23 protein-coding genes are annotated in these 23,112 nt (G+C 69.8%); 4 read left to right on the top strand and 19 right to left on the bottom strand.

Features of this window, described 5'->3' with window-relative positions; translation table 11 throughout:
* Window positions 1-8 precede the first annotated feature (8 nt).
* The 4 genes from HDC93_RS25690 to HDC93_RS39760 all read right to left on the bottom strand — a co-directional run bounded on the left by HDC93_RS25690 (window position 9) and on the right by HDC93_RS39760 (window position 5,024).
* Window positions 9-2,504, bottom strand: a complete 2,496-nt coding sequence (locus HDC93_RS25690; RefSeq protein WP_185013190.1) for an ATP-binding protein — start codon at window positions 2,502-2,504, stop codon at window positions 9-11.
* A gap of 267 nt (window positions 2,505-2,771) precedes the next feature.
* Entirely contained in the window at window positions 2,772-3,095 is a 324-nt protein-coding gene (locus HDC93_RS25685) for an STAS domain-containing protein (RefSeq protein WP_030246483.1), read from the bottom strand.
* Window positions 3,096-3,244: 149 nt separating this feature from the next.
* A complete protein-coding gene (locus HDC93_RS25680; protein ID WP_184908649.1) occupies window positions 3,245-4,093 on the bottom strand; it encodes a 3-hydroxyacyl-CoA dehydrogenase family protein in 849 nt (282 codons plus the stop codon).
* Window positions 4,094-4,184: 91 nt separating this feature from the next.
* A complete protein-coding gene (locus tag HDC93_RS39760) occupies window positions 4,185-5,024 on the bottom strand; it encodes an RNA-guided endonuclease InsQ/TnpB family protein (RefSeq protein ID WP_398986426.1) in 840 nt (279 codons plus the stop codon).
* Window positions 5,025-5,048: 24 nt separating this feature from the next.
* Between HDC93_RS39760 and HDC93_RS25670 the strand changes: the two genes are divergently transcribed.
* Window positions 5,049-5,621 (top strand): cob(I)yrinic acid a,c-diamide adenosyltransferase, encoded by a 573-nt coding sequence (locus tag HDC93_RS25670; protein ID WP_185013188.1) that lies wholly within the window; start codon window positions 5,049-5,051, stop codon window positions 5,619-5,621.
* A gap of 94 nt (window positions 5,622-5,715) precedes the next feature.
* Here HDC93_RS25670 and HDC93_RS25665 read toward each other — a convergent pair whose 3' ends face one another.
* Window positions 5,716-6,330, bottom strand: a complete 615-nt coding sequence (locus HDC93_RS25665) for a hypothetical protein (protein WP_311774619.1) — start codon at window positions 6,328-6,330, stop codon at window positions 5,716-5,718.
* Between the two features lie 152 nt (window positions 6,331-6,482).
* Here HDC93_RS25665 and HDC93_RS25660 point away from each other — a divergent pair, with 152 nt between their 5' ends.
* From HDC93_RS25660 to HDC93_RS25650, 3 genes are all read left to right on the top strand, one after another.
* Window positions 6,483-7,676: a sensor histidine kinase gene (locus HDC93_RS25660; protein ID WP_260419756.1), complete on the top strand. Its 1,194-nt coding sequence runs from the start codon at window positions 6,483-6,485 to the stop codon at window positions 7,674-7,676.
* On the top strand, window positions 7,673-8,323 hold the full coding sequence (locus tag HDC93_RS25655) for a response regulator transcription factor (RefSeq protein WP_185013186.1): 651 nt from the start codon (window positions 7,673-7,675) through the stop codon (window positions 8,321-8,323). Before HDC93_RS25660 ends, HDC93_RS25655 begins: the two co-directional genes overlap by 4 nt.
* A 124-nt stretch (window positions 8,324-8,447) precedes the next feature.
* Entirely contained in the window at window positions 8,448-10,271 is a 1,824-nt protein-coding gene (locus HDC93_RS25650) for a glycoside hydrolase family 18 chitinase (RefSeq protein WP_185013185.1), read from the top strand.
* 35 nt (window positions 10,272-10,306) lie between these two features.
* Here the strand turns inward: HDC93_RS25650 and HDC93_RS25645 are convergent, their stop codons facing one another.
* From HDC93_RS25645 to HDC93_RS25580, 14 genes are all read right to left on the bottom strand, one after another.
* Window positions 10,307-10,753, bottom strand: coding sequence for a DUF2550 domain-containing protein (locus HDC93_RS25645; protein ID WP_185013184.1), 447 nt, complete (start codon window positions 10,751-10,753; stop codon window positions 10,307-10,309).
* Window positions 10,754-10,883: 130 nt separating this feature from the next.
* Window positions 10,884-11,261 carry a F0F1 ATP synthase subunit epsilon gene (locus HDC93_RS25640; protein ID WP_031104205.1) on the bottom strand — a complete coding sequence of 126 codons (378 nt, stop codon included), beginning with the start codon at window positions 11,259-11,261 and terminating at the stop codon, window positions 10,884-10,886.
* A 111-nt stretch (window positions 11,262-11,372) separates the two neighbouring features.
* The gene (atpD, locus tag HDC93_RS25635) at window positions 11,373-12,809 is read right to left on the bottom strand and encodes a F0F1 ATP synthase subunit beta (RefSeq protein WP_107455436.1); all 1,437 of its coding nucleotides are present in this window, start codon (window positions 12,807-12,809) and stop codon (window positions 11,373-11,375) included.
* On the bottom strand, window positions 12,810-13,730 hold the full coding sequence (locus tag HDC93_RS25630; protein ID WP_185013183.1) for a F0F1 ATP synthase subunit gamma: 921 nt from the start codon (window positions 13,728-13,730) through the stop codon (window positions 12,810-12,812).
* Between the two features lie 20 nt (window positions 13,731-13,750).
* The gene (atpA, locus tag HDC93_RS25625) at window positions 13,751-15,340 is read right to left on the bottom strand and encodes a F0F1 ATP synthase subunit alpha (protein WP_030854219.1); all 1,590 of its coding nucleotides are present in this window, start codon (window positions 15,338-15,340) and stop codon (window positions 13,751-13,753) included.
* A 126-nt stretch (window positions 15,341-15,466) separates the two neighbouring features.
* On the bottom strand, window positions 15,467-16,282 hold the full coding sequence (locus tag HDC93_RS25620; protein ID WP_185013182.1) for a F0F1 ATP synthase subunit delta: 816 nt from the start codon (window positions 16,280-16,282) through the stop codon (window positions 15,467-15,469).
* Window positions 16,279-16,827, bottom strand: a complete 549-nt coding sequence (locus tag HDC93_RS25615; protein WP_097220595.1) for a F0F1 ATP synthase subunit B — start codon at window positions 16,825-16,827, stop codon at window positions 16,279-16,281. Before HDC93_RS25615 ends, HDC93_RS25620 begins: the two co-directional genes overlap by 4 nt.
* A 44-nt stretch (window positions 16,828-16,871) precedes the next feature.
* Window positions 16,872-17,102: an ATP synthase F0 subunit C gene (atpE, locus tag HDC93_RS25610; protein WP_030049631.1), complete on the bottom strand. Its 231-nt coding sequence runs from the start codon at window positions 17,100-17,102 to the stop codon at window positions 16,872-16,874.
* A gap of 75 nt (window positions 17,103-17,177) precedes the next feature.
* Window positions 17,178-17,948 carry a F0F1 ATP synthase subunit A gene (atpB, locus tag HDC93_RS25605; protein WP_185013237.1) on the bottom strand — a complete coding sequence of 257 codons (771 nt, stop codon included), beginning with the start codon at window positions 17,946-17,948 and terminating at the stop codon, window positions 17,178-17,180.
* 273 nt (window positions 17,949-18,221) lie between these two features.
* Entirely contained in the window at window positions 18,222-18,659 is a 438-nt protein-coding gene (locus HDC93_RS25600) for a hypothetical protein (protein WP_185013181.1), read from the bottom strand.
* A 297-nt stretch (window positions 18,660-18,956) separates the two neighbouring features.
* Complete coding sequence (locus HDC93_RS25595) at window positions 18,957-20,306, bottom strand: MraY family glycosyltransferase (RefSeq protein ID WP_185013180.1); 1,350 nt, start codon at window positions 20,304-20,306, stop codon at window positions 18,957-18,959.
* A gap of 129 nt (window positions 20,307-20,435) precedes the next feature.
* The gene (glyA, locus tag HDC93_RS25590) at window positions 20,436-21,674 is read right to left on the bottom strand and encodes a serine hydroxymethyltransferase (RefSeq protein WP_185013179.1); all 1,239 of its coding nucleotides are present in this window, start codon (window positions 21,672-21,674) and stop codon (window positions 20,436-20,438) included.
* Between the two features lie 70 nt (window positions 21,675-21,744).
* Window positions 21,745-22,425, bottom strand: coding sequence for a protein-tyrosine-phosphatase (locus tag HDC93_RS25585; RefSeq protein WP_097220581.1), 681 nt, complete (start codon window positions 22,423-22,425; stop codon window positions 21,745-21,747).
* A complete protein-coding gene (locus HDC93_RS25580; protein WP_030854964.1) occupies window positions 22,422-23,069 on the bottom strand; it encodes an L-threonylcarbamoyladenylate synthase in 648 nt (215 codons plus the stop codon). The genes HDC93_RS25585 and HDC93_RS25580 overlap by 4 nt, the downstream gene beginning before the upstream one ends.
* Window positions 23,070-23,112 lie beyond the last annotated feature (43 nt).

The following is a 23,112-nucleotide window of genomic DNA, read 5'->3' as shown; positions in this document are numbered from 1 at the left end:
CACGGGTGTCAGATCACCGTCTCCGGGCCGCTCGGCGTGCCGGTGCTACTCTGCGGCGCGCTCGCCGAGGTGCTCGTGGAAGCGCTGGGCGCCGGGCCGCTGGCCGAGTCGGAGGTGGACGGGCTGGTCGTCGGCGGCTCCGAGGTGGGCGGCTCGGAGGTCGGCGGCTGCGAGGTCGGCGGCTGGGACGTCGGCGGCTGCGACGTCGGCGGCTTGGAGGTCGGCGGCTTCGACGTCGCCGGCGGCTTGGACGTGGGCGGCTTCGAGGACGTCGGCGGCTTCGACGGCGAGGCCGAATCTGTCGGGTCCTGCGAACCGCTCGGCGAGTCCGTCGGCGTCGGGTCGTCCGACGTGCCGAGTGTGCCGTCGGGGCCCGGGTCCGTCGGGCGCGGGGCCGGCTCGCCGTTGTCACCGTCGTCGTTCGCCGGCCGGTCGGCGCCGAGGCTGCCGTCGTTGATGTCCTGGCTGGCCGAAGGGTTGACGCCGACCTGGTCGGACGGCGGGTTCGCGTCGTTGTCGGAGGTCGCGCCGAGCGTCACCACCGTGCCCAGGACGGCCACGAGCAGGGCACCGGCGCCGGCGGCCACGAGGTTGCGCCGGGCGAGGCCCTTGAGGCCGCCGCGGGCCCCCCGCGAGGGCGCGGGCGAGCTGCGGTGGGTGACCAGGGTCGGGGAGGGCGGCTTCTGGAGTGTCGGGAACGCCGCCGGAACACCGCCGGGCGGGGACGCCGACTCCTCGTCACGGGTGTCGGGCACCTCCTCCCCCGCGGTCGGCCCGAGCCCGATGGGTGTGCCCGAGCGGTCGGCGACCAGGGCGAGGGCGCGGCGGCCGGCGACGGTGCCGCGCTTGTCGGCTAGGGCGCCGCGCAGGCCGATGGAGGCCTCCAGCTCGGCACGGGCCCGGTCGAGCCGGCCCTCGCACAGGGCGAGGACGCCGAGCTCGTGGTGGAAGTAGGCCTCTTCGCCGACGTCCCCGGCGAGCCGTGCGGCCTCGGCGCCGGAGCGCAGGGCGCGCTCCCAGGCGCTCCAGTGCAGTCCGGCGGCGAACGCGGGGGCGGCGGTGCGGGCCAGGTGCACGGCCGCGCTCTCCTCGCCCTCGGCGGGCGGCCGGGTGGCGGGTCCGAGGAGGGCCAGGGCGGCGAGGACGGCGTCGGCCTCGGCGCACACCCGCTCGGGGGTGACCGAGGGGTGCCCGGCCCACCAGGAGTAGTGCTGGGCGGCGCTGCGGGCGCCCGCCTCGGCCTCGTCGGCGTATCCGGCGGCCTCCAGCTGGGCCGGGACGCCGGCCGCGAGGCGGTAGCGGGAGCCGACCGGGGAGACCAGGCCGCAGGCGGCCAGTTCACCGAGTGCGGCGTCCGCGTGGGTGTCGCCGACCAGGGCCGGCAGATGCGCCTGGTGCGGGACCTCGCCGCCGAGGGCGACGGCGAACCGCAGGGTGGCGCGGGCGGAGGCGCTCAGCCGGGAGGCGAGCAGCGGCGCGGGCGCGGCGGCCTCGCCGAGCGCGGGCAGCGGCACGTCGTCGCCGAGGTCGTAGGCCTCGGCGGGGTCGGCCGGGGGCGCGTCCGCGAAGACGCCGAACGCGTCGACGGCGCCGGTGCCGGTGCGCAGCCGGTCGCGCTGCCGGAGCAGGGCACCGGCCTGGACGAAGCGGAGCGGCAGGCCCTCGGACTCGAACCAGAGGTCGCCCGCCCAGTTGGACTCGTCCTCGGTGAGGGTCCGGCCGACGGCGTGTTCCAGCAGGTCGAGGCCGGCGGCGCGCTCCAGTCCGCCGAGGAGGACCTCCTCGACGCCGGCGCCGGCGGAGGGGGCGGGCACGTCCGGGGTGGCGCCGAGCAGGAAGGCGCACTCGGGGGTGGCCTCCAGCAGCTCGTCGAGCGCGGCGCCGCCGAACTCCAGGTCGTCGAGGACGACGACCGCGCCGATCTCCCGCACATGGGTGAGCAGCTCGTCCCGGTCCGGGCGGTGCAGGGGTGCGCTGTACACCGCGTGGAACAGGTCGTACAGCAGGTCGCCGGAGGTGCGTCCGAAGCCGTTGAGGCGGACGACGCCGTCGGGGGCGAGGTCGGAGCAGTCCTCGGCGACCAGGTCGAGCAGACGGGTGCGGCCGGAGCCGGGCGCGCCGGTGAGGCGGGTGGAGCGGCCGCGCGCGAGCAGGCGCACCAGGCGCTCGCGTTCGTCCTGGCGGGCCAGCAGCGGCAGGGCCGGCAGCCCGGGGCCGGGCGGAACGGGCGGGCGGGCCGCGCGCTCGGCCTCAGCACGTTCGGCCGCGGTGAGCTTGACGGGCCGGGCGGGCCGTTCGGTGGGCGGGCAGGCCTCTATCTCGCTGCCGTCGACGGGGTTGACGGTCAGCAGGAAGTCGCCGGAGACGAGCTGCACGGTGCGGGCGAGCGCCGGCGCGTGCTGCGCGAAGTCGGGTGTGAGGGATTCCCTGGGAGGGCGCTGGCGCGGCGCAGGGCCGTCACCGTCGTGGCCGTACTCCTCGGGTCCCTGGTTGTCAGGATCCATAGGTCAAGCCCCCCAAAAGCGTGTGTGTGCTTGGAAAAGCCCCTCCCGGCCTTGCTGCACACCGCGCTGTCGCTTCTGGTCCGGTCCCGCTCGAAGGGTGTCAAGGCAGCGGGCAGCCGAACCCTAAACCTTCGCACAGTATCTACGACAGTCCGGGGTACCGCGCCGTCCGTAACGTCACGGTCTCGTGAGGATTGTGCGCGTCGCACGATTCGACGACGTGCGTCCGGGTCTCCCCGGTCGCCCGGCTCACACCCGCGGGGGGCGTCACACGCGGGGAAGGGTCTCCACCCCGATGCCGCCCTCGATCGCCAGGATCCGGTGCAGGCGGGTGGCCACCAGCAGGCGTTGCATCTGCGGGGGTACTCCGCGCAGCACCAGGCGCCGGCCGCAGCGGCCGGCCCGCCGGTGGGCTCCCATGATCACGCCCAGTCCGGTGGCGTCCCAGGAGTCCAGTTCGGACAGGTCCAGCACCAGGTCTCCGACTCCGTCGTCGACGGCCGAGTGCAGGACCGTACGGGCGTCCGCCGCGCTCCGGACGTCGAGGCGGCCCCCGACGACCAGCTCGGCGTGGTCGCCCCTGATGTACATATGCGCTCCCCGTGCGTGCGAATCGTGCTCCGCGTTCTGATGTGGGTGATGCAACCTCTGACTGTGTGGAGGTGTCAGAGGTTGCATCCTGTGAGCGAACCGATACCGAATTCACCCTGGCGTGTGATGGGCCCGGGGCATGTGCGGTTTCAGTGCTTGTAGAAGCCCTGCCCGCTCTTGCGTCCGATGTCACCGGCGTCAACCATCCGGCGCATCGACTCGGGGGCCGCGAACTTCTCGTCCTGGGACTCGGTGTAGATGTTGTTCGTGGCGTGCAGCAGGATGTCGACGCCCGTCAGGTCCGCCGTCGCCAGCGGGCCCATGGCGTGACCGAAGCCCAGCTTGCAGGCGAGGTCGATGTCCTCGGCGCTCGCCACGCCCGACTCCTGCAGCTTCGCGGCCTCGACGACCAGGGCGCAGATGAGGCGGGTCGTCACGAAGCCGGCGACGTCGCGGTTGACGACGATGCAGGTCTTGCCGACCGACTCGGCGAACTCCCGGGCCGTGGCGAGGGTTTCGTCGCTGGTCTTGTAACCGCGGACGAGTTCGCACAGCTGCATCATCGGCACCGGCGAGAAGAAATGCGTGCCGACGACCCGCTCCGGGCGCTCCGTCGCCGCCGCGATCTTGGTGATCGGGATGGCGGAGGTGTTGGAGGCGAGGACCGCGTCGTCCTTCACGATCTTGTCGAGCGCGCGGAAGATCTCGTGCTTGACCTCGAGCTTCTCGAAGACGGCCTCGACGACGACGTCCGCGTCGGCCGCGGCGTCCAGGTCGGTGGTCGCGGTGATGCGGGCCAGGGCGGCGTCGGCGTCGTGCGCCTCCAGCTTGCCCTTGGCGACGAACTTGTCGTACGACGCCTTGATGCCGTCGGTGCCCCGCGTCAGTGCCTCGTCGGTGACGTCCCGCAGGACCACCTCCCAGCCCGCCTGTGCGGAGACCTGGGCGATGCCGGATCCCATGAGGCCGGCTCCGATGACGGCGAGCTTCCGTGCCACTGTGCGACTCCCCTGACGCGCTGCTTATGTCTGCTTCTCGGGCGGACACTAGCGCTCGTGAGGCGGCGTGCGCCTGACTTAGTAATGCGTTTCACGTCTCATGGAGTGAGACTCGTGTCACGTCCCACATGACGGACTTGGCGATCCTCCCATCGGCCGAAGCCGAGAGGATTCCGACCTCAGCGGTCGGAGCGCTAATTCCTTGCGGTTTTGCGCTGGTTGGCGCTTCACAGACCGGCTGGCGCCGAGGTCTCCACGCCCTGTGACCCGTATGCCCGCGGGCCAGTACGTTCTTCGCGCCGACCGTGTCGGCGTGCTCTCGGTGACCGTAGGAGGTGCAGACGAACTTGGCTTGGCTCTCGCGGTTGTCCGGATGCACATATCCACCGGCAGGGCAGGTTGTTGAACTGAGAGCAGGGTTCACAGTGCGTACCGCAGTGCCTGTATGACGGGCGCGGTTGCGGACTGCCAGTTCGAAGGAGTGCCAGCCCTTGTCGAGGATCGCGCGATTCAGTCCTGCCTTCTGCCCGACATGCGATCCCGGCTCGGCTGAGGTCCCTCTGGCGGTAGCGGTCATGCCGGCTGCGTTGAGGTCCTCGAGAACGATGAGGCCATTGCCGTCTACGACGTGGCGGGCCGTCTGCGCGTGGAAGTCCCGGCGGCGGTCGCGGACCCTTCGCAACATGACCCGTATCCTCTCCCGACACGCTTTTCGGCGGTTCGATCCCTTCTTGGTGCGGGCGTGCTGTTGCTGCAGCCTTCCGGTATCGCTGGGCCTCGCCAGGGGTGATGAAACTCCTGCCGAAGAACCGGCCGTCGCTGGTCGCGGCCAGCACCGACACTCCGCGGTCAATACCCACTCGCCCCCTCCAGGACACGGGTGCGAATCAGGTGCGCTTGTGCGAGACAAAAGGTGAGGGCGTGCGTCCATGACACGAACGTCTAGATTGGCCACATGGTCAATCTGACGCGCATCTACACGAGGACCGGCGACCAGGGCACCACCGCCCTCGGCGACATGAGCCGGGTCGCCAAGACCGACCTGCGGATCTCCGCGTACGCCGACGCCAACGAGGCGAACGCGGCGATCGGCACGGCCATCGCGCTGGGCGGCCTGGACGAGGAGATCGTCACGGTCCTCACCCGCGTCCAGAACGACCTCTTCGACGTGGGCGCGGACCTGTCGACGCCGGTGGTGGAGAACCCGGAGTTCCCGCCCCTGCGGGTCGAGCAGTTCTACATCGACAAGCTGGAGGCGGACTGCGACCGCTTCAACGAGCAGCTGGAGAAGCTCCGCTCCTTCATCCTCCCCGGCGGCACCCCCGGCGCGGCCCTGCTCCACCAGGCCTGCACGGTCGTACGCCGGGCCGAACGCTCGACGTGGGCGGCGCTGGAGGTGCACGCCGAGGTGATGAACCCCCTGACGGCGACCTACCTCAACCGCCTGTCCGACCTCCTGTTCATCCTCGCGAGGACGGCGAACAAGGAGGTCGGGGACGTGCTGTGGGTGCCGGGCGGGGAGCGGTAGAAGCGCCCGAGAAGGGGCGCGGGGCTGATTCGATATGCGGCTCCGCCGCGTGGGCGCGACCAGCCACCACGGGCCCGCGGTCGAGATACCGGCCCTAACTCTGCGCCCTCTGCTTCTCCACCGTCACACCGGTCTTCCCGGTCTTCCCGGTCTTCCCGGTCTTCCCGGTCTTCCCGGCGGGAGCCTTCCGCGGCCAGATCGCATAGCTCAGCGCGATCAGGCCGTGGATCCCGGCCGTGCGCCAGGCCACATAGCGCCAGCTTTCCAGGGAGGTCACGCGGCTCGGGTCGTCCACGTACAAGATCGCGAGCTGGAGGAGCACGGTCGCGACGGCGGCGCCCACCAGCGTGCCCAGCCAGACCTTGCCCTCGTGGCGCGCCCGGGCCATGCCGTAGCGCGGGGGCTTCGGCGGGGGCGGGGCGCCGCCCAGCCGGTGGGCCGCGTGGCCGTCGAGCCACTTCACGGTGCGGTGGCCGTGTCCGACGGTGTAGCCGATGTACAGCGCGGCCAGGCCGTGCGCCCAGTTCGGCTCGGCGCCGTTCTTCAGGTCCAGCGCGGTGGCGACCAGCAGGACGACCTCCAGCAGCGGCTCGCACAACAGCAGCACCAGGCCGGTGCGCGGCATCTTCAGCAGATAGCGGGTGGCCAGCCCGGCGGCCAGCAGCACCCAGAAGCCGATCTCGCAGGCGGCGATCAAGGCGACGATCACGGTTCGCTCCTCTCGGTCACCCCTCCAGGCTCCCGGTCGGCGCGGCCCGGATCGTCGTCGCCACAGACGAACCCGCGGTACATCGAAAGATGCAGTCGGGGACCCTACGCGGGGATCACGCGATGCGGGTGGCGGCCGTGTTGGATGGTGACATGGCCGTACGACTCCCCCGCCCACGCCGTTTCGACGTGTACATCGCCCTGGGCAGTCTGCTCGGCGGGCTGCTGCTGTGGGCGCTCGGTCTGGCCACCCGCCCGCACACCGAGGTGTACGTGCTGCTGCCCGGCCGCTGGCCGGTGCTGCTGCCGCTGTTCGTCATGGCCGGCTGCGAGCTGCTGCGGCGAAGCGCCCCGCGCACCGCCCTGCTGATCGGCACCGCCGCGATCGTCCTGGACGTCCTCACCCAGGGCAACCTGGTCACGATCCTGATGTACACGGACCTGATGTACGCGGCCGTCCTGTACGGCCCGCCCGTCTCGGCGCACCGCATCCCGCGGATCACCGGGCTGCTCACCGTGGCCGGAGCCGTCGTGCCGTTCGCGGTCTGGCGCGAGCCCGAGGCGCTGCTGATCGGCGTGGTCACCGGCCTGGTCGCCTTCGGTCCCGCATCGACAGGACTGATCGTGCGCAACCACCGCGAGGCCGCCGACGCGGCCCGGCTGCGCGCCGAACAGACCGCGCTGCTCGCCGAGATGGACCGCACCCAGGCCGTCACCGCCGAACGGGCCCGGATGGCGCGCGAGCTGCACGACATGGTCGCCAACCACCTGTCCGCGATCGCCATCCATTCCACCGCCGCCCTCTCCCTGGAGGATCCGAAGACCTCCCAGGAGGCGCTGGTGGTCATCCGTGAGAACAGCGTGGCGGGGCTCGCGGAGATGCGGCGGCTGATCGGGATCCTCCGGGACGACAGCGGCGACACCGAGCCCGTGGCCGCACCCACCCTCGACGGACTGGGCGCGCTGGTCGACAACGCGCGCACCAACGGCCTGGACGTGATCCTCGAAGCCGGACAGGGCAAGGTTCCGGCGCCGGTCGAGCTCGCTGCCTACCGCATCGTCCAGGAGTCCCTGACGAACGCCCTCAAGCACGCCGGCCCCGGCCGCGTCGCGGTGTGCCTCGGCCGCCGCGACGGCGTGCTGACCGTCCGGATCACCAGTCCCTACGGCAACCGGGACGGGCCGAGCGCCCCCGGCTCGGGGGCCGGTCTCGTCGGCATGCGGGAGCGCGCCGCGCTGCTCGACGGCACCTTCGAGGCGGGCCTCGAGGACTCGCCCGACGGCAAGATCTGGGCCGTACGCGCCACCCTCCCCGTGCACGACACCGTCGAAGGAGACACCGCATGAGCTCGCCCGTCCGGGTCCTCGTCGCCGAGGACCAGTCCGCCGTCCGCGCCGGCCTGGTCCTGATCCTGGGCAGCGCGCCCGACATCGAGGTGGTCGGCGAGGCCGCGGACGGCGAGCAGGCGGTGGAGCTGGCCCGGGAGCTGCGGCCGGACCTGGTGCTGATGGACGTTCAGATGCCGCGCCTGGACGGGGTGTCGGCGACCCGCCAGGTCGTCGCGCAGCGCCTTGCCGACGTGCTGGTGCTGACCACCTTCGACCTCGACGAGTACGTCTTCGGGGCGCTGCGGGCGGGCGCGTCGGGCTTCCTGCTGAAGAACACCGAGGCGAGGGAGCTGCTGGAGGCGGTGCGGACGGTCGCGCGCGGGGAGGGGCTGATCGCCCCGGCGGTCACGCGGCGGCTGATCGCGGAGTTCGCCGCGAAGCCGGCCCGCGAGCCGGCGGCTGATCCGGCTGTGCTGGACCGGCTCACCCGGCGCGAACGCGAGGTGCTGGCCTGCCTGGGCGAGGGCCTGTCCAACGCGGGCATCGCGGAGCGGCTGGACATGGCCGAGGCGACGGTGAAGACGCATGTCAGCCGGTTGCTGGGGAAGCTGGAGCTGCGCAGTCGCGTGCAAGCGGCGGTGCTGGCTCAGGAGTTGGGGATCTGAACCGATCCCAGGGCGTGGTGGTCCAGACCTATTGACCGATGGTCCAGACCTTTCTATTCTCACCGCACCATGTGTGGCGTGAGGCTCAGTCACGCCCCCCACAACTCCATCAAGGAGGCGCAGCATGCGCTTCAGACACAGAGCCGCGGCAGGGTTCGCGACCCTGTTGCTCCCGCTGGCGGGCCTCGTCGGCCTGGCGAGCCCGGCCCAGGCCGCGACGTCCGCCACCGCTTCCTACGCCAAGACCCAGGACTGGGGCTCCGGCTTCGAGGGCAAGTGGACGGTGAAGAACACCGGCACCACGGCCCTCAGTTCCTGGACCGTCGAGTGGGACTTCCCCTCCGGTACCTCCGTCACCTCCGCCTGGGACGCCGACGTCACCTCCTCCGGCACCCACTGGACCGCGAAGAACAAGTCCTGGAACGGCACTCTCGCCCCCGGCGCCTCCATCTCCTTCGGCTTCAACGGCAGCGGCACCGGCTCCCCCGCGAACTGCAAGCTCAACGGCGGCAGTTGTGACGGCGGCACCACGGAACCCGGCGACAGCGCACCGAGCGCCCCGGGCACCCCGACCGCCTCGGACATCACCAACACCTCGGTGAAGCTGTCCTGGTCCGCCGCCACCGACGACAAGGGCGTCAAGAACTACGACGTCCTGCGCGACGGCACCAAGGTCGCCACAGTGACGGGCACCTCGTACACCAACACCGGCCTCACCGCCGGCACCGACTACTCCTACTCCGTCCAGGCCCGTGACACCGCCGACCAGACCGGCCCGGTCAGCGGCGCCGTCCGGGTCCGCACCACCGGCGGCACCACCGAGCCGCCCACCGGCGACAAGGTCAAGCTCGGCTACTTCACCGAGTGGGGCGTCTACGGCCGCAACTACCACGTCAAGAACCTGGTGACCTCCGGCACGGCGTCGAAGATCACCCACATCAACTACGCCTTCGGCAACGTCAAGAACGGGCAGTGCACCGTCGACGACACCTACGCCGCCTACGACAAGGCCTACACGGCCGACCAGTCCGTCAGCGGCACCGCGGACACCTGGGACCAGCCGCTGCGCGGCAACTTCAACCAGCTGCGCCAGCTGAAGGCCAAGTACCCGCACATCAAGGTGCTGTACTCCTTCGGCGGCTGGACCTACTCCGGCGGCTTCGGCCAGGCCGCTGCCAACGCCGCCGCGTTCGCCAAGTCCTGCAAGGCCGTCGTGGAGGACCCGCGCTGGGCCGACGTCTTCGACGGCATCGACATCGACTGGGAGTACCCGAACGCCTGCGGTCTGAGCTGCGACACCTCCGGCCCCGCCGCCTTCAAGAACCTGATGTCGGCACTGCGCACCGAGTTCGGCCCGAACTACCTGGTCACCGCGGCCATCACCGCCGACGGCTCCTCCGGCGGCAAGATCGACGCGGCCGACTACGGCGGCGCCGCCCAGCACCTCGACTGGTACAACGTGATGACGTACGACTACTTCGGCGCCTTCGACAAGGACGGCCCGACCGCCCCGCACTCCCCCCTCACGGCCTACCCCGGGATCCCGCAGGAGGGCTTCAACTCGGCCGACGCGATCGCCAAGCTGAAGGCGAAGGGCGTCCCCGCGAAGAAGCTGCTGCTCGGTATCGGCTTCTACGGCCGCGGCTGGACCGGCGTCACCCAGTCCGCCCCGGGCGGATCGGCGACCGGCGCGGCGCCGGGCACGTACGAGGCGGGCATCGAGGACTACAAGGTCCTGAAGAACTCCTGCCCGGCCACCGGCACCATCGCCGGCACGGCGTACGCGCACTGCGGCAGCAACTGGTGGTCGTACGACACTCCGTCGACCACGGCCGGAAAGATGAGCTGGGCCAAGAACCAGGGTCTGGGCGGCGCGTTCTTCTGGGAGTTCAGCGGAGACACCGCGAACGGAGAGCTGGCGAACGCCATCGACAGCGGCCTGAAGTAGGCCGGATCAAAGGAAGGTTCGAAGGGTCGTAGACCCTAGGCCACATTGACGCGCTGACCGGGCGGGGCTGCCTCAAGCCACGCGAGGAACCCGGTCAGCGCGTCTTCGCTCATCGCGAGCTCGAGACGCGTGCCCCGGTGCAGACAGGCCAGGATCACATGGTCGGAGAGCAGCGCCAGCTCCTCCTCGCCCTCCGGGACGCGGCGGCCGGCGACCTCGATCGCGGAACGCTCCAGGACGCGGCGCGGGCGCGGCGAGTACGAGAAGACGCGATACCACTCGACCCGGTCGCCGTTGTAGCGGGCCACCCCGTACGCCCAGCCCTTGCCGTTGGTGTCACCCTCGGCAGGGGCGTCCCAGCGCAGGCTGGCGTCGAACGTGCCGCCCGATCGCTGGATCAGCCTGCGGCGCAGGCCGAAGACGAACAGGGCCACCACCACGAGGGCCACCACGATTCCGCACACAGCCAGAGCGAGGACCATCGACACCGACCTCCTCGTCTCCTAGGTAACGGAACGTAAAAATCACCCACATCCGCCTCAGCCGCGACTGGGTCCGGATCTCTCCGGTACCCAGCCGCGGCTGAGTGACGTCATCACACGGCGGGCGGGATCAGCGCGCCGCCGTGGCAGCCCGCAGACGGACGTCCGCGCGGCGCTGGGCGTCCGCGTCGTCCTCCGCCTTCGCGCGCTCGAGCTCCTGCTCCGCGCGCTGGACATCGATCTCGTCCGACAGCTCGGCGACCTCCGCCAGGAGCGAGAGCTTGTCGTCCGCGAACGAGATGAATCCGCCGTGCACAGCGGCGACGACCGTCCCGCCCTCGCTCGTACGGATGGTCACCGGGCCCGACTCCAGCACACCGAGCAGCGGCTGGTGACCGGGCATGACGCCGATGTCGCCGGACGTGGTGCGCGCGACGACCAAGGTGGCCTGGCCGGACCAGACCTCACGGTCGGCCGCGACCAACGCGACGTGCAGCTCAGCAGCCAAGGGTGGCTCCTCGGGTCACCACCCGGCGGGAGTGCCGGGTGTTGGTTACAAGTCTAGTAGGCGTGACAGAGGGGGCGGGACGAACCCCGCCCCCTCCGACGAGCACGGGGCTCAGGAGACGCCGAGCTCCTTGGCGTTGTTCTTCAGGTCCTCGAGACCACCGCACATGAAGAACGCCTGCTCCGGGAAGTGGTCGTACTCGCCGTCGCAGATCGCGTTGAACGCGGCGATCGACTCGTCCAGCGGCACGTCCGAACCGTCCACACCCGTGAACTGCTTGGCGGCGTGCGTGTTCTGGGACAGGAAGCGCTCCACGCGACGGGCACGGTGGACGACGAGCTTGTCCTCCTCGCCGAGCTCGTCGATACCGAGGATCGCGATGATGTCCTGCAGGTCCTTGTACTTCTGCAGGATGTTCTTCACGCGCATCGCGGCGTTGTAGTGCTCCGCCGAGATGTACCGCGGGTCGAGGATGCGGGACGTCGAGTCCAGCGGGTCCACGGCCGGGTAGATGCCCTTCTCGGAGATCGGACGGGAGAGAACCGTCGTCGCGTCGAGGTGGGCGAAGGTGGTGGCCGGGGCCGGGTCGGTCAGGTCGTCCGCGGGGACGTAGATCGCCTGCATCGAGGTGATCGAGTGACCACGGGTCGAGGTGATGCGCTCCTGGAGGGTGCCCATCTCGTCGGCCAGGTTCGGCTGGTAGCCCACTGCGGAGGGCATACGGCCGAGCAGGGTCGACACCTCGGAACCGGCCTGGGTGAAGCGGAAGATGTTGTCGATGAAGAACAGCACGTCCTGCTTCTGGACGTCACGGAAGTACTCCGCCATCGTCAGGCCGGCCAGGGCCACGCGCAGACGGGTGCCCGGGGGCTCGTCCATCTGGCCGAAGACCAGGGCGGTCTTGTCCAGAACGCCGGACTCTTCCATCTCCGCGATGAGGTCGTTGCCCTCGCGGGTGCGCTCACCGACGCCCGCGAAGACGGAGACGCCCTCGTGGAGGTTGGCGACACGCATGATCATTTCCTGGATCAGCACGGTCTTGCCGACACCGGCACCACCGAACAGACCGATCTTGCCGCCCTTGACGTACGGGGTGAGCAGGTCGACGACCTTCAGACCCGTCTCGAACATCTCGGTCTTCGACTCAAGCTGGTCGAACGCGGGGGCCTTGCGGTGGATGGACCAGCGCTCGCCCTCGTGGACCTCGTCGCTGTTCAGCACCTCACCGAGGGTGTTGAACACCTTGCCCTTGGTGAAGTCGCCGACGGGGACGGTGATGCCCGCGCCGGTGTCGGTCACCGGGGCCTGGCGGACCAGACCGTCGGTGGGCTGCATGGAGATGGCGCGGACCAGGCCGTCACCCAGGTGCTGGGCGACCTCCAGGGTCAGCGTCTTCTTCTCGCCCGCGAGCGCCGGGTCGGCGACCTCGACGTGCAGGGCGTTGTAGATCTCGGGCATCGCGTCGACGGGGAACTCCACGTCGACGACCGGGCCGATGACCCGCGCGACGCGGCCCGTCGCCGTGGCCGTCTCAACAGTGGTGGTCATTTATCGGTCACTCCCCGCGGTCGCGTCGGCCAGGGCACTGGCGCCACCGACGATCTCGCTGATTTCCTGGGTGATTTCGGCCTGGCGGGCCTGGTTGGCAAGCCGGGTGAGCGTCTCGATGAGCTCTCCGGCGTTGTCGGTGGCCGACTTCATCGCGCGCCGCGTGGCGGCGTGCTTGGAGGCGGCCGACTGGAGCAGCGCGTTGTAGATGCGGCTCTCGACGTAGCGCGGCAGCAGGGCGTCGAGGACGTCCTCCGCCGAGGGCTCGAAGTCGAACAGCGGGAGGATCTCGCCCTTGGCGGGCTTCGCCTCCTCGGCGACCTCGTTGAGGCTGAGCGGCAGCAGCCGGGCCTCGATCGCCGTCTGCGTCATCATCGACACGAACTCGGTGTAGACGATGTGGAGCTCGTCCACGCCGCCCTCGGCCGTCTCCGTCTCGATCGCCTCGATCAGCGGGGCCGCGACCTTCTTGGCGTCCGCGTACGACGGCTCGTCGGTGAAGCCCGTGAACGACTCCGCGATCTTGCGCTCGCGGAAGTTGTAGTGGGCGACACCTCGGCGGCCGACGATGTAGCTGACGACCTCCTTGCCCTCGGCCTCCAGCTTCGCCGTGAGCCTCTCCGCGGCCTTGATGGCGTTGGAGTTGAAGGCGCCGGCCAGCCCGCGGTCGCTCGTGAGGAGCAGGACCGCGGCGCGGGTCGGGTTCTCCGGCTCAGTCGTGAGCGGGTGCTTGGTGTTGGATCCGCCGGCGACCGCCGTGACCGCCCGGGTGAGCTCGGTCGCGTACGGGGTGGAGGCCGCCACCTTGCGCTGCGCCTTGACGACGCGCGAGGCGGCGATCATCTCCATCGCCTTGGTGATCTTCTTGGTCGCGGTGACGGATCGGATGCGACGCTTGTAGACCCGGAGCTGGGCTCCCATGAGTCAGGTCCCTTCCGTCGTCACTTACCGGCAGCCGGGGTGTCCTCGCCGAGCAGCTTGCCGTCGGCGGTCTCGAACTGCTTCTTGAACTCCACGATGGCGTCGGCGACAGCCTGGAGCGTGTCGTCGGACATCTTGCCGCCCTCGCGGATGGAGGTCATCAGGCCCTGCTCCTTGCGGTGCAGGTACTCCAGCAGCTCCTTTTCGAAGCGCCGGATGTCGACGACGGGGACGTCGTCCATCTTGCCGGTGGTGCCGGCCCAGACGGAGACGACCTGGTCCTCGGTGGCCATCGGCTGGTACTGCGCCTGCTTCAGCAGCTCGACCATGCGCTGACCGCGCTCCAGCTGCGCCTTGGACGCGGCGTCCAGGTCGGAACCGAAGGCGGCGAACGCCTCCAGCTCACGGAACTGGGCGAGGTCCACGCGCAGACGGCCGGAGACCTGCTTCATCGCCTTGTGCTGGGCGGAACCACCGACGCGGGAGACGGAGATACCGACGTTCAGCGCGGGGCGCTGACCGGCGTTGAACAGGTCCGACTCCAGGAAGCACTGGCCGTCGGTGATGGAGATGACGTTGGTCGGGATGAAGGCCGAGACGTCGTTGGCCTTGGTCTCGACGATCGGCAGACCGGTCATCGAGCCGGCACCCATCTCGTCGGAGAGCTTGGCGCAGCGCTCCAGCAGACGGGAGTGCAGGTAGAAGACGTCACCCGGGTAGGCCTCACGGCCCGGCGGGCGGCGCAGCAGCAGCGACACGGCGCGGTAGGCGTCGGCCTGCTTCGACAGGTCGTCGAAGATGATCAGGACGTGCTTGCCCTGGTACATCCAGTGCTGGCCGATGGCCGAACCGGTGTACGGCGCCAGGTACTTGAAGCCGGCCGGGTCGGACGCCGGGGCGGCGACGATGGTCGTGTACTCCAGCGCGCCGGCCTCCTCCAGAGCGCCGCGCACGCCGGCGATCGTGGAGCCCTTCTGGCCGATGGCGACGTAGATGCAGCGGACCTGCTTGTTCGGGTCGCCCGTGCGCCAGTTGTCGCGCTGGTTGATGATGGTGTCGACGGCCAGGGCGGTCTTGCCGGTCTGGCGGTCACCGATGATCAGCTGACGCTGGCCACGGCCGATCGGGGTCATCGCGTCGACGGCCTTGTAGCCCGTCTCCATCGGCTCGTGCACCGACTTGCGGACCATGACGCCCGGGGCCTGCAGCTCCAGGGCGCGACGGTCTTCGGTCTCGATCTCGCCGAGGCCGTCGATCGGGTTGCCGAGGGGGTCCACCACGCGGCCGAGGTAGCCCTCGCCCACCGCGACGGAGAGAACCTCACCGGTACGGGAGACCGGCTGACCCTCCTCGATGCCGCTGAACTCGCCGAGGACGACGCAGCCGATCTCGCGCTCCTCGAGGTTGAGGGCGAGACCGAGGCTGCCGTCCTCGAACTTCAGCAGCTCGTTGGCCATGACCGAGGGCAGACCCTCGACCTTCGCGATACCGTCGCCGGCGAAGGTGACCGTACCGACCTCCTCGCGCGAGGCCGCGTCCGGCTTGTACGCCTGGACGAAGTTCTCCAGCGCGTCCCGGATCTCCTCCGGCCGGATCGTGAGCTCCGCCATCTGGGTTCCCTGCTCTCCTTGTTGGGCCCGAAGTTTCACTTTGGGGGTCTGGGGGCGACCCCCAGGATTCTTCTGCACGGCCCAACGAGGGCCGTCGTAAGTACGTACTGCCTATTGAGTTGCTGCTCAGCCGGCGAGCCGGCGGCCGGCGTCCTCGATGCGGTCCGCGAGGGAGCCGTTGATGACCTCGTCACCGACCTGCACCCGGATACCGCCGAGGACCTCGGGGTCCACGTCCAGGTTGAGGTGCATCCGGCGGCCGTAGAGCTTCGCGAGGGCGTCGCCCAGACGCTGCTTCTGCGGGTCGCTCAGCGGTACCGCCGAGGTCACGATGGCGACCATGCGGTCCCGGCGCTCGGCGGCGAGCTTGGACAGGGACTCCAGTCCCGTCTCCAGGCTACGTCCCCGCGGCGCGGTCACAAGGCGTGTGACCAGACGCTCGGTGGCCGACTGCGCCCGGCCGCCGAGCAGGCTGCGCAGCAGCTCGCCCTTGGCCGAGGTGGTGGCCTTGCGGTCGGTCAGCGCGGCACGCAGCTCGGTGCTGCCGGAGACGATCCGGCCGAACCGGAACAGCTCGTCCTCGACGTCGTCGAGCTTGCCGGCCTGCTGCGCGGCGGTGAGGTCGGCGGTGTCGGCCAGCACCTCCAGCGCGTCCACCAGGTCGCGGGACTGCGACCAGCGGGAGCGCACCATGCCGGCCACCAGGTCGGCGGCGGGGCCGCTGACCTGGGTGCCGAGCAGACGCTGGGCCAGCTCGGCCTTCGCCTCCGCGGCCTGCGCCGGGTCGGTGAGGACCCGACGCAGCGACACCTCGCGGTCGAGCAGCGCGGTGACGGCGGCCAGCTCGTCGGCGAGCGAAGCCGCGTTCACGGACGTCGAGTCCGTCAGCGCGTCCAGACGCTCACGTGCGGCTGCCAGGGCCTCGCGGCTCGCTCCGTTCATCGCCCGGCCTCGGCCTTCTCCTCGAGCTCGTCGAGGAACCGGTCGATCACGCGGCTCTGACGGGCGTGGTCCTCGAGGGACTCCCCGACGAGCTTGCCGGCCAGGTCGGTGGCGAGCTTGCCGACGTCCTGGCGCAGCGCGGAAGCGGCGGCCTTGCGGTCGGCCTCGATCTGGGAGTGGCCGGCGGCGACGATCTCCTCGCGCTGACGCTGGCCCTCGGCCCGCATCTCGGCGATGAGCGTGGCACCCTGCTCCTGCGCCTCCTGGCGCAGGCGCGCGGCCTCGTGCCGGGCCTCGGCGAGCTGTGCCTTGTACTGCTCAAGGACGCTCTGGGCCTCGACCTTCATGGTCTCGGCCTCTTCGATACCGCCTTCGATCGCCGCGCGGCGCTCCTCCAGAACCTTGTTGATGTTCGGAAGCAGCTTCTTCCAGAAGAAGAAGAACACGATGGCGAAGGCGATGGTGCCGATGAGCAGCTCGGGGCCCGGAGGGATAAGCGGGTTCTGCTTCTCCTCGGCCGCCAGCTGCACCAGGTTGGCGATCACATCAGTGCCTTCCGTTGAAAGGTTTCGATCGTCCCGAACGTCTCTTAGTAGACGAACGGCATGACGATGCCGATGAGGGCGAGCGCCTCACAGAACGCGAAACCGAGGATCTGGTTGGCACGGATCAGACCGGCCGCCTCGGGCTGGCGGGCCAGGGCCTGGGTGCCGTTGCCGAAGATGATGCCGACGCCGACGCCGGGGCCGATGGCGGCAAGGCCGTAACCGATGGAGCCGAGGTTGCCTTCGACGGCGGCGAGGGTCTCAAGGGCAGCCATGCTGAATCTTCCTTCTCTTTCAGGACCGATGGGGGTTGGCCACCGGACGTTCTGGGGGCTGAGAGTGGTGGGGGCTCAGTGATGCTCGGCGAGAGCGCCCTGGACGTACGTGCAGGCGAGGAGTACGAAGACGTACGCCTGGACGGCCTGCACGAAAAGCTCGAAGACGATCATGACCGTGGCCATGACGAAGGAGACACCGGCCGCCGGGATCATCCAGCTGTTCAGCAGGTACCAGGACGCGACGGTGAACATGACCAGCATCAGGTGGCCGGCGAACATGTTGGCGAACAGTCGCACCGCGTGCGTGAACGGGCGGACGAGCAGGTTCGAGAAGAACTCGATGACCATCACGAGCGGCAGCACCGGGCCGAGCGACTTGTCGTAGCCGGTGACGTTCTTGAAGAACCCGACGAAGCCGTGGCGCTTGAAGGTCAGTCCGACCCACGTCACGTACACCACCGCGGCCAGGACGGCCGGGTAGGCGATGATCGACGACACCGGGAACTGCGCGAGCGGGATCACGGACCAGATGTTCATGATCCAGATGAAGAAGAACAGCGAGACCATCAGGGGGACGTACTTCTCGCCCTCCTTCTTGCCGAGGGTCTCGTAGACGATGCCGCGGCGGACGAAGTCGTAACCGGCCTCGCCGACCATCTGCAGCTTGCCCGGCACCACCTTGGCCTTGCCGAAGGCCGCCCAGAAGAAGCCGATGACAACGATGGTGGTGATGATGGCGAGCAGCATCACCTTGTTGAACTCGTACCCCCCGACGGTGCCAATCGGCTTGAAGAGGAACGAGTGCAGGCCCGGAGCCGGAAAACCACACCCGTTGTCGGACATGATCCGACAGCTCCAGTCAAAGGCGAGCTGGGTCTGGTCAGCACTCACCACGGGCTCCTTCGGCGTGACGCATGGGTACGGCAACCTCGTTGTGTCGGCGCGGCACGGAGCCGCGGTTCGGCACGGGACTGGTGTTACGGATGTGGGGGCGGCTGGGGGGCATCTCGCCTCGCGATGGAGCAGGCGTCAGCTCAGATGCCCGCGCCCGCGATGCCGCAGTTGGCACCGGACGATAGCAGGAGATCTCATGCCTCTTTATCCCGGCCCTATCCCTCACGATGAGTGCCCCGACTTTTCGGGCTTCTCGCCCTTCGTCGAATCGGGCTCAACGTAAAGGATCTTGGCCTTCATGTGGGCACGCGTCTGTGCGGCGATCCAGGCGAGGGTGCCGACAACGAGCGTGATGGCAAAGGCCTTGGGGTTGAACAGCGTCGTGTTCTTGAACGCGGCGACGAAGATGAACAGCAGCAGAATCTGCGCCGCGTAGAGCATGAGGCCCATCGCCTGGAACAGGTGCGGAAGCGATTTGGCAGTGCGCTGCAAGACATAGAGGCCGATCCCCATGAAGAGGATCACAATGAGTGTCGCGACGACCGCCCCGATCGCTCCCTTGCCACCGGCGACCACACCACTGACGACGGCGGCAACAGCACCGACGGCGGCCGTGGGCACGGCAGCCTGGGCCAGGATCCGGGCGTCATTGGACGGCATGGCGGCAACTCCGCTTTCGCAGGGGGCAGGGGTGTCGTCATGGACGAGCGTAGTCCCGGGCTGAGTGGAGACCTCACACCAATGGACCGTCGCACTGCGGTCCTTCGGCTCTATCCGGGGGGTTCTCGTGAACCGTATCACAAACTATTTGATGCAGTCTTTACCTGGAGGTGTGCGGACTGTCACACATGAGAGTGAACCTGCGCGTCTGAGCGCAAACAGCGCCGACATGTCTGGTATTGGGTGCTTCGCACACCCATAGCAACCCCACGACTTGGCAATGCTCTAGTCAGATTCTTACCTTGTCCCCGCCTTGCGCCGGTCGGCCAGACGCGAACGGGGTCCGAGGGCGGTCGCCCCGTTGACGCCGACGACCCCGGACACCACGGGCGTGCGGTTCTCGGCCCCGGCCGCGGCGGGCTGGTCCGCCGTCGACGCCGGGGTGGAGGCCTCGGGTGAGAGGGCCGCGACCGCGCCGCCGCGGCGCCGGTAGCGCGGCGGCACGAAGCGCTCCATCCAGCGCGGGGCGCGCGGCGTGAAGCGCGGCAGCAGAAGCAGGAGCAGCCCGATCGCGCTCAGGAACACCACACCCAGCACGATCCACATGGACGCCGAGTTGACCGAGTAGGCGAGCGCGCCGAAGGCGATCAGCGCCGACCAGAAGTACATGATCAGCACCGCGCGGCTGTGCGAGTGGCCGATCTCCAGCAACCGGTGGTGCAGGTGGCCGCGGTCGGCGGCGAACGGGGACTGGCCGCGCCAGGTCCGGCGCACGATCGCCAGGATCAGGTCGGCGGCCGGCACCGCGATGATCGTCAGCGGCAGCAGCAGCGGGATGTAGACGGGAACCGTCTGGTGCACGGCCTCCTTCTCGGACCCCACGTACAGGTTGAGCGCGTCCGGGTCGACCTGACCCGTGACGGAGATCGCGCCGGCGGCCAGGACCAGCCCGATCAGCATCGAGCCCGAGTCGCCCATGAAGATCCGCGCCGGGTGCATGTTGTGTGGCAGGAAGCCCAGGCACATGCCCATCAGGATCGCCGAGAAGAGGGTGGCCGGGGCGGCGGCCTCGATGCCGTACGAGTACCAGATGCGGTAGGCGTAGAGGAAGAACGCCGTGGCCGCGATGCAGACCATGCCCGCCGCGAGGCCGTCCAGGCCGTCGACGAAGTTGACCGCGTTGATGGTGATGACGACCAGCGCGACCGTGAGCAGGGTGCCCTGCCACTGGGTGAGCGCGACCGAGCCGACGCCCGGGATGGGCAGCCACAGGATCGTCAGACCCTGCACGACCATCACGCCCGCGGCGATCATCTGGCCGCCCAGCTTGATCAGGGCGTCGATCTCGAACTTGTCGTCCAGCACCCCGATCAGCCAGATCAGGGCCGCTCCGGACAGCAGCGCCCGGGGTTCGTTCGACGTCTCGAAGACCTGGTTGAGGTTGGTCAGGTGGTCGGCGACCAGCAGGCCCGCGCACAGGCCGAAGAACATCGCGATACCGCCGAGGCGCGGAGTGGGCTCCCGGTGCACGTCACGTGCCCGGATCTCCGGCATCGCTCCGGCCACGATCGCGAACTTCCGTACCGGCGCTGTCAGCAGATACGTCACCGCGGCCGTGATGCAGAGCGTCAGGAGGTATTCACGCACGGGCTTCCCCACAGGTCTCGCTGGCCATCTCAGCCCCACACCCTAGCGATGCGCGCATATGAGTGAGGACTTCCGGGTAGCGACGATGGTTGCACGAGTGGCTGTGCACCCTGACGCGCTTACCCCGACTCAAGCGGGATACGGCGGAAATCCACCGGCCAGCTCCCGCACATCTTCACGGGCTCTCGAGGTCTCTGTCACGCCCCGCAGCACCCCGGTGAGGAGCTCGGCGATGCGGACCATCTCCGCCTCGCCCATGCCCTGTGTGGTGATCGCGGCCGTGCCGAGCCTGAGTCCCCGGGCATCGCCGTGCGGCAGCGCACAACAGTCCATGACCAGGCCCGCCGCGGCCAGACGGCCCCGGGCTGTGCGTCCGTCGACGCCGAGCGGCGCCGGGTCGGCGGTGATCAGATGGGTGTCCGTGCCGCCCGTGGTGACGACCATGCCCGCCGCGGCCAGCCGGGCCGCCAGCACCCGCGCATTCGCCACCACCTGATGGGCGTACGCGGCGAACGCCGGTGTCGCCGCCTCCCCGAACGCGACCGCCTTGGCGGCGATGGTGTGCATCTGCGCACCACCCTGTGTGAAAGGAAACACGGCCCGGTCGACCCGCTCGGCCAGCTCCGCGCGGCACAGGATCATGCCGCCGCGCGGGCCCCGCAGCACCTTGTGGGTGGTCCCGCAGACGATGTCCGCGTACGGCACCGGATTCGGGGCCGCTCCCCCGGCGACGAGGCCGAGGGGGTGCGCGGCGTCCGCGATGAGGTACGCGCCCACCTCGTCGGCGACCTCGCGGAAGAACGCGTAGTCGATGTGCCGGGGGTAGGCGATCGAGCCGCACACGATCGCCTTGGGCCGGCGCGTGCGGGCCAGCGTGCGCACCTGCTCGTGGTCGATGAACCCGGACTCGGCCTCCACACCGTATCCGACGAAGTCGAACCAGCGGCCGGAGAAGTTGGCGGGCGAGCCGTGCGTGAGGTGGCCGCCGTAGGGCAGGCCGAGGGCGAGGACGGTGTCGCCGGGGCGGAGCAGGGCGGCGTAGGCGGCGAGCACCGCCGAAGAGCCCGAGTGGGACTGGACGTTGGCGTGGTCGGCGCCGAACAGGGCCGTGGCCCGGTCGACCGCGATGCGCTCGGCGACGTCGGCGAGCTCGCAGCCGCCGTGGTGCCGTGCCCCCGGGTAGCCCTCGGCGTACTTGTTGGCGAGGGGGGACCCGAGCGCGGCCAGTACGGCCGGGGACGTGAAGTTCTCGGCGGCGATCAGCTGAAGCGTCGTCGACTGCCGCTCCCGCTCCCCGAGCAGGATGTCGGCGAGCTCTGGGTCCTGGCGGCGCAGGACGTCGGCCTCGATGGCAGGGGTGACCGTCATGGTGGGCTCCGGGCGTCGACGGTGACACGTACGACCAATGTAGGCCCGGGGCCTCAGGAGCGCTCGGCTGTTACGTCTTTGCGGGGACGCCCGTGAGGGCAGTGACGACCGGATCGAGTGCCTGGTGTATCTCGTCCCCGATGGAACGGAAGAACGTCAGGGGCGCGCCGTAGGGGTCGTAGACCTCGTCCGCCTCGGCGGTGGGCGCGAGCAGCCACCCGCGTAGAGCGGCCGCGGCACGGACCAGCGCACGCGCGCGGAAGACCACGCCCTCCTCCAGGGGTGGCAGGGTCGCCGGGTCGATGGCCTTGACCAGGCGGGTGAACTCCTTCAGCGTGAAGGTGCGCAGGCCCGCCGAGTGCCCCATGGAAATGACCTGCGCCCGGTGGTCCCGGGTGGCGGTCAGCACCAGGTCGGCGCGGATCACGTGCTCGTCGAGGAGCTCGCGCCCGGTGAAGCCGGAGGCGTCCGCGCCGAAGTCGGCCAGGACGGTCTCGGCGTGGGATTCCATGGGCGCGCCCTCGTGGCCCCAGGTGCCGGCGCTCTCCACGATCAGCCCGCCGCCCAGGATCCCGAGCCGCTCCCGCACGGCATGGCGGGTCAGCCGCTCGGTGATGGGCGAGCGGCACACGTTGCCGGTGCTGACGTGGAGGATGCGGAAGCTGTCGCGCGGAAGTCCCACGAAGGTCGTCGTGATCTCCGCCGCGCTTTCCCCGTTGCCTATGCCACGCCCCGATCCAGGGGCCGTCAATTCGCCACCTCGAGGTCGGGTACGACCTTTCGCAGCTCGTCCGCCGAGATGGCACCCGCGCGCAGCAGCAGCGGCACCTCACGGGTCACGTCGACGATCGACGACGGCACGATGCCGGGGGTCGGGCCCCCGTCGAGGTAGACGGAGACGGAGTCGCCGAGCATCTCCTGCGCGGCGTCGCAGTCCTCCGGCGCCGGGTGGCCGGTCAGGTTGGCGGAGGAGACGGCCATGGGACCGACCTCGGTGAGCAGCTCGATGGCGACCGGGTGCAGCGGCATGCGCACGGCGACCGTGCCACGGGTGTCCCCGAGGTCCCACTGGAGGGACGGCTGGTGGCGGGCGACGAGCGTCAGCGCACCCGGCCAGAAGGCGTCGACCAGCTCCCAGGCCAGCTCGGAGAAGTCCGTGACCAGGCCGTGCAGCGTGTTCGGGGAGCCGATGAGGACGGGGGTGGGCATGTTGCGGCCCCGGCCCTTGGCGTCCAGCAGGTCGGCGACCGCCTCCGAGGAGAACGCGTCGGCGCCGATGCCGTACACCGTGTCCGTCGGCAGCACCACGAGCTCGCCACGGCGGACGGCGGACGCTGCCTCGCGCAGACCGGTCACACGGTCGGTCGCGTCGTTGGTGTCGTATCGCCGTGCCATCTTTAACTGGCCTCCTCGTACACGTGCTGCTGGGATGGAGTCC

This window comes from Streptomyces sp. AK010 (genome assembly GCF_014207295.1).
GTDB lineage: Bacteria > Actinomycetota > Actinomycetes > Streptomycetales > Streptomycetaceae > Streptomyces > Streptomyces massasporeus.
The sequence above is the reverse complement of the archived record's forward strand: the minus strand, read 5'-3'. Positions and strand labels throughout refer to the sequence as shown.

What these genes read in the sequence shown, in the direction of transcription:
- glyA (WP_185013179.1), bottom strand. Translation starts at nt 21,674, where the DNA reads ATGACGGTCACCCCTGCCATCGAGGCCGACGTCCTGCGCCGCCAGGAC.
- HDC93_RS39760 (WP_398986426.1), bottom strand. Translation starts at nt 5,024, where the DNA reads ATGGACGCACGCCCTCACCTTTTGTCTCGCACAAGCGCACCTGATTCG.
- HDC93_RS25685 (WP_030246483.1), bottom strand. Translation starts at nt 3,095, where the DNA reads ATGTACATCAGGGGCGACCACGCCGAGCTGGTCGTCGGGGGCCGCCTC.
- atpA (WP_030854219.1), bottom strand. Translation starts at nt 15,340, where the DNA reads ATGGCGGAGCTCACGATCCGGCCGGAGGAGATCCGGGACGCGCTGGAG.
- HDC93_RS25670 (WP_185013188.1), top strand. Translation starts at nt 5,049, where the DNA reads ATGGTCAATCTGACGCGCATCTACACGAGGACCGGCGACCAGGGCACC.
- HDC93_RS25660 (WP_260419756.1), top strand. Translation starts at nt 6,483, where the DNA reads ATGGCCGTACGACTCCCCCGCCCACGCCGTTTCGACGTGTACATCGCC.
- HDC93_RS25690 (WP_185013190.1), bottom strand. Translation starts at nt 2,504, where the DNA reads ATGGATCCTGACAACCAGGGACCCGAGGAGTACGGCCACGACGGTGAC.
- HDC93_RS25645 (WP_185013184.1), bottom strand. Translation starts at nt 10,753, where the DNA reads ATGGTCCTCGCTCTGGCTGTGTGCGGAATCGTGGTGGCCCTCGTGGTG.
- HDC93_RS25655 (WP_185013186.1), top strand. Translation starts at nt 7,673, where the DNA reads ATGAGCTCGCCCGTCCGGGTCCTCGTCGCCGAGGACCAGTCCGCCGTC.
- atpD (WP_107455436.1), bottom strand. Translation starts at nt 12,809, where the DNA reads ATGACCACCACTGTTGAGACGGCCACGGCGACGGGCCGCGTCGCGCGG.
- HDC93_RS25600 (WP_185013181.1), bottom strand. Translation starts at nt 18,659, where the DNA reads ATGCCGTCCAATGACGCCCGGATCCTGGCCCAGGCTGCCGTGCCCACG.
- HDC93_RS25630 (WP_185013183.1), bottom strand. Translation starts at nt 13,730, where the DNA reads ATGGGAGCCCAGCTCCGGGTCTACAAGCGTCGCATCCGATCCGTCACC.
- atpB (WP_185013237.1), bottom strand. Translation starts at nt 17,948, where the DNA reads ATGTCCGACAACGGGTGTGGTTTTCCGGCTCCGGGCCTGCACTCGTTC.
- HDC93_RS25650 (WP_185013185.1), top strand. Translation starts at nt 8,448, where the DNA reads ATGCGCTTCAGACACAGAGCCGCGGCAGGGTTCGCGACCCTGTTGCTC.
- atpE (WP_030049631.1), bottom strand. Translation starts at nt 17,102, where the DNA reads ATGGCTGCCCTTGAGACCCTCGCCGCCGTCGAAGGCAACCTCGGCTCC.
- HDC93_RS25620 (WP_185013182.1), bottom strand. Translation starts at nt 16,282, where the DNA reads ATGAACGGAGCGAGCCGCGAGGCCCTGGCAGCCGCACGTGAGCGTCTG.
- HDC93_RS25580 (WP_030854964.1), bottom strand. Translation starts at nt 23,069, where the DNA reads ATGGCACGGCGATACGACACCAACGACGCGACCGACCGTGTGACCGGT.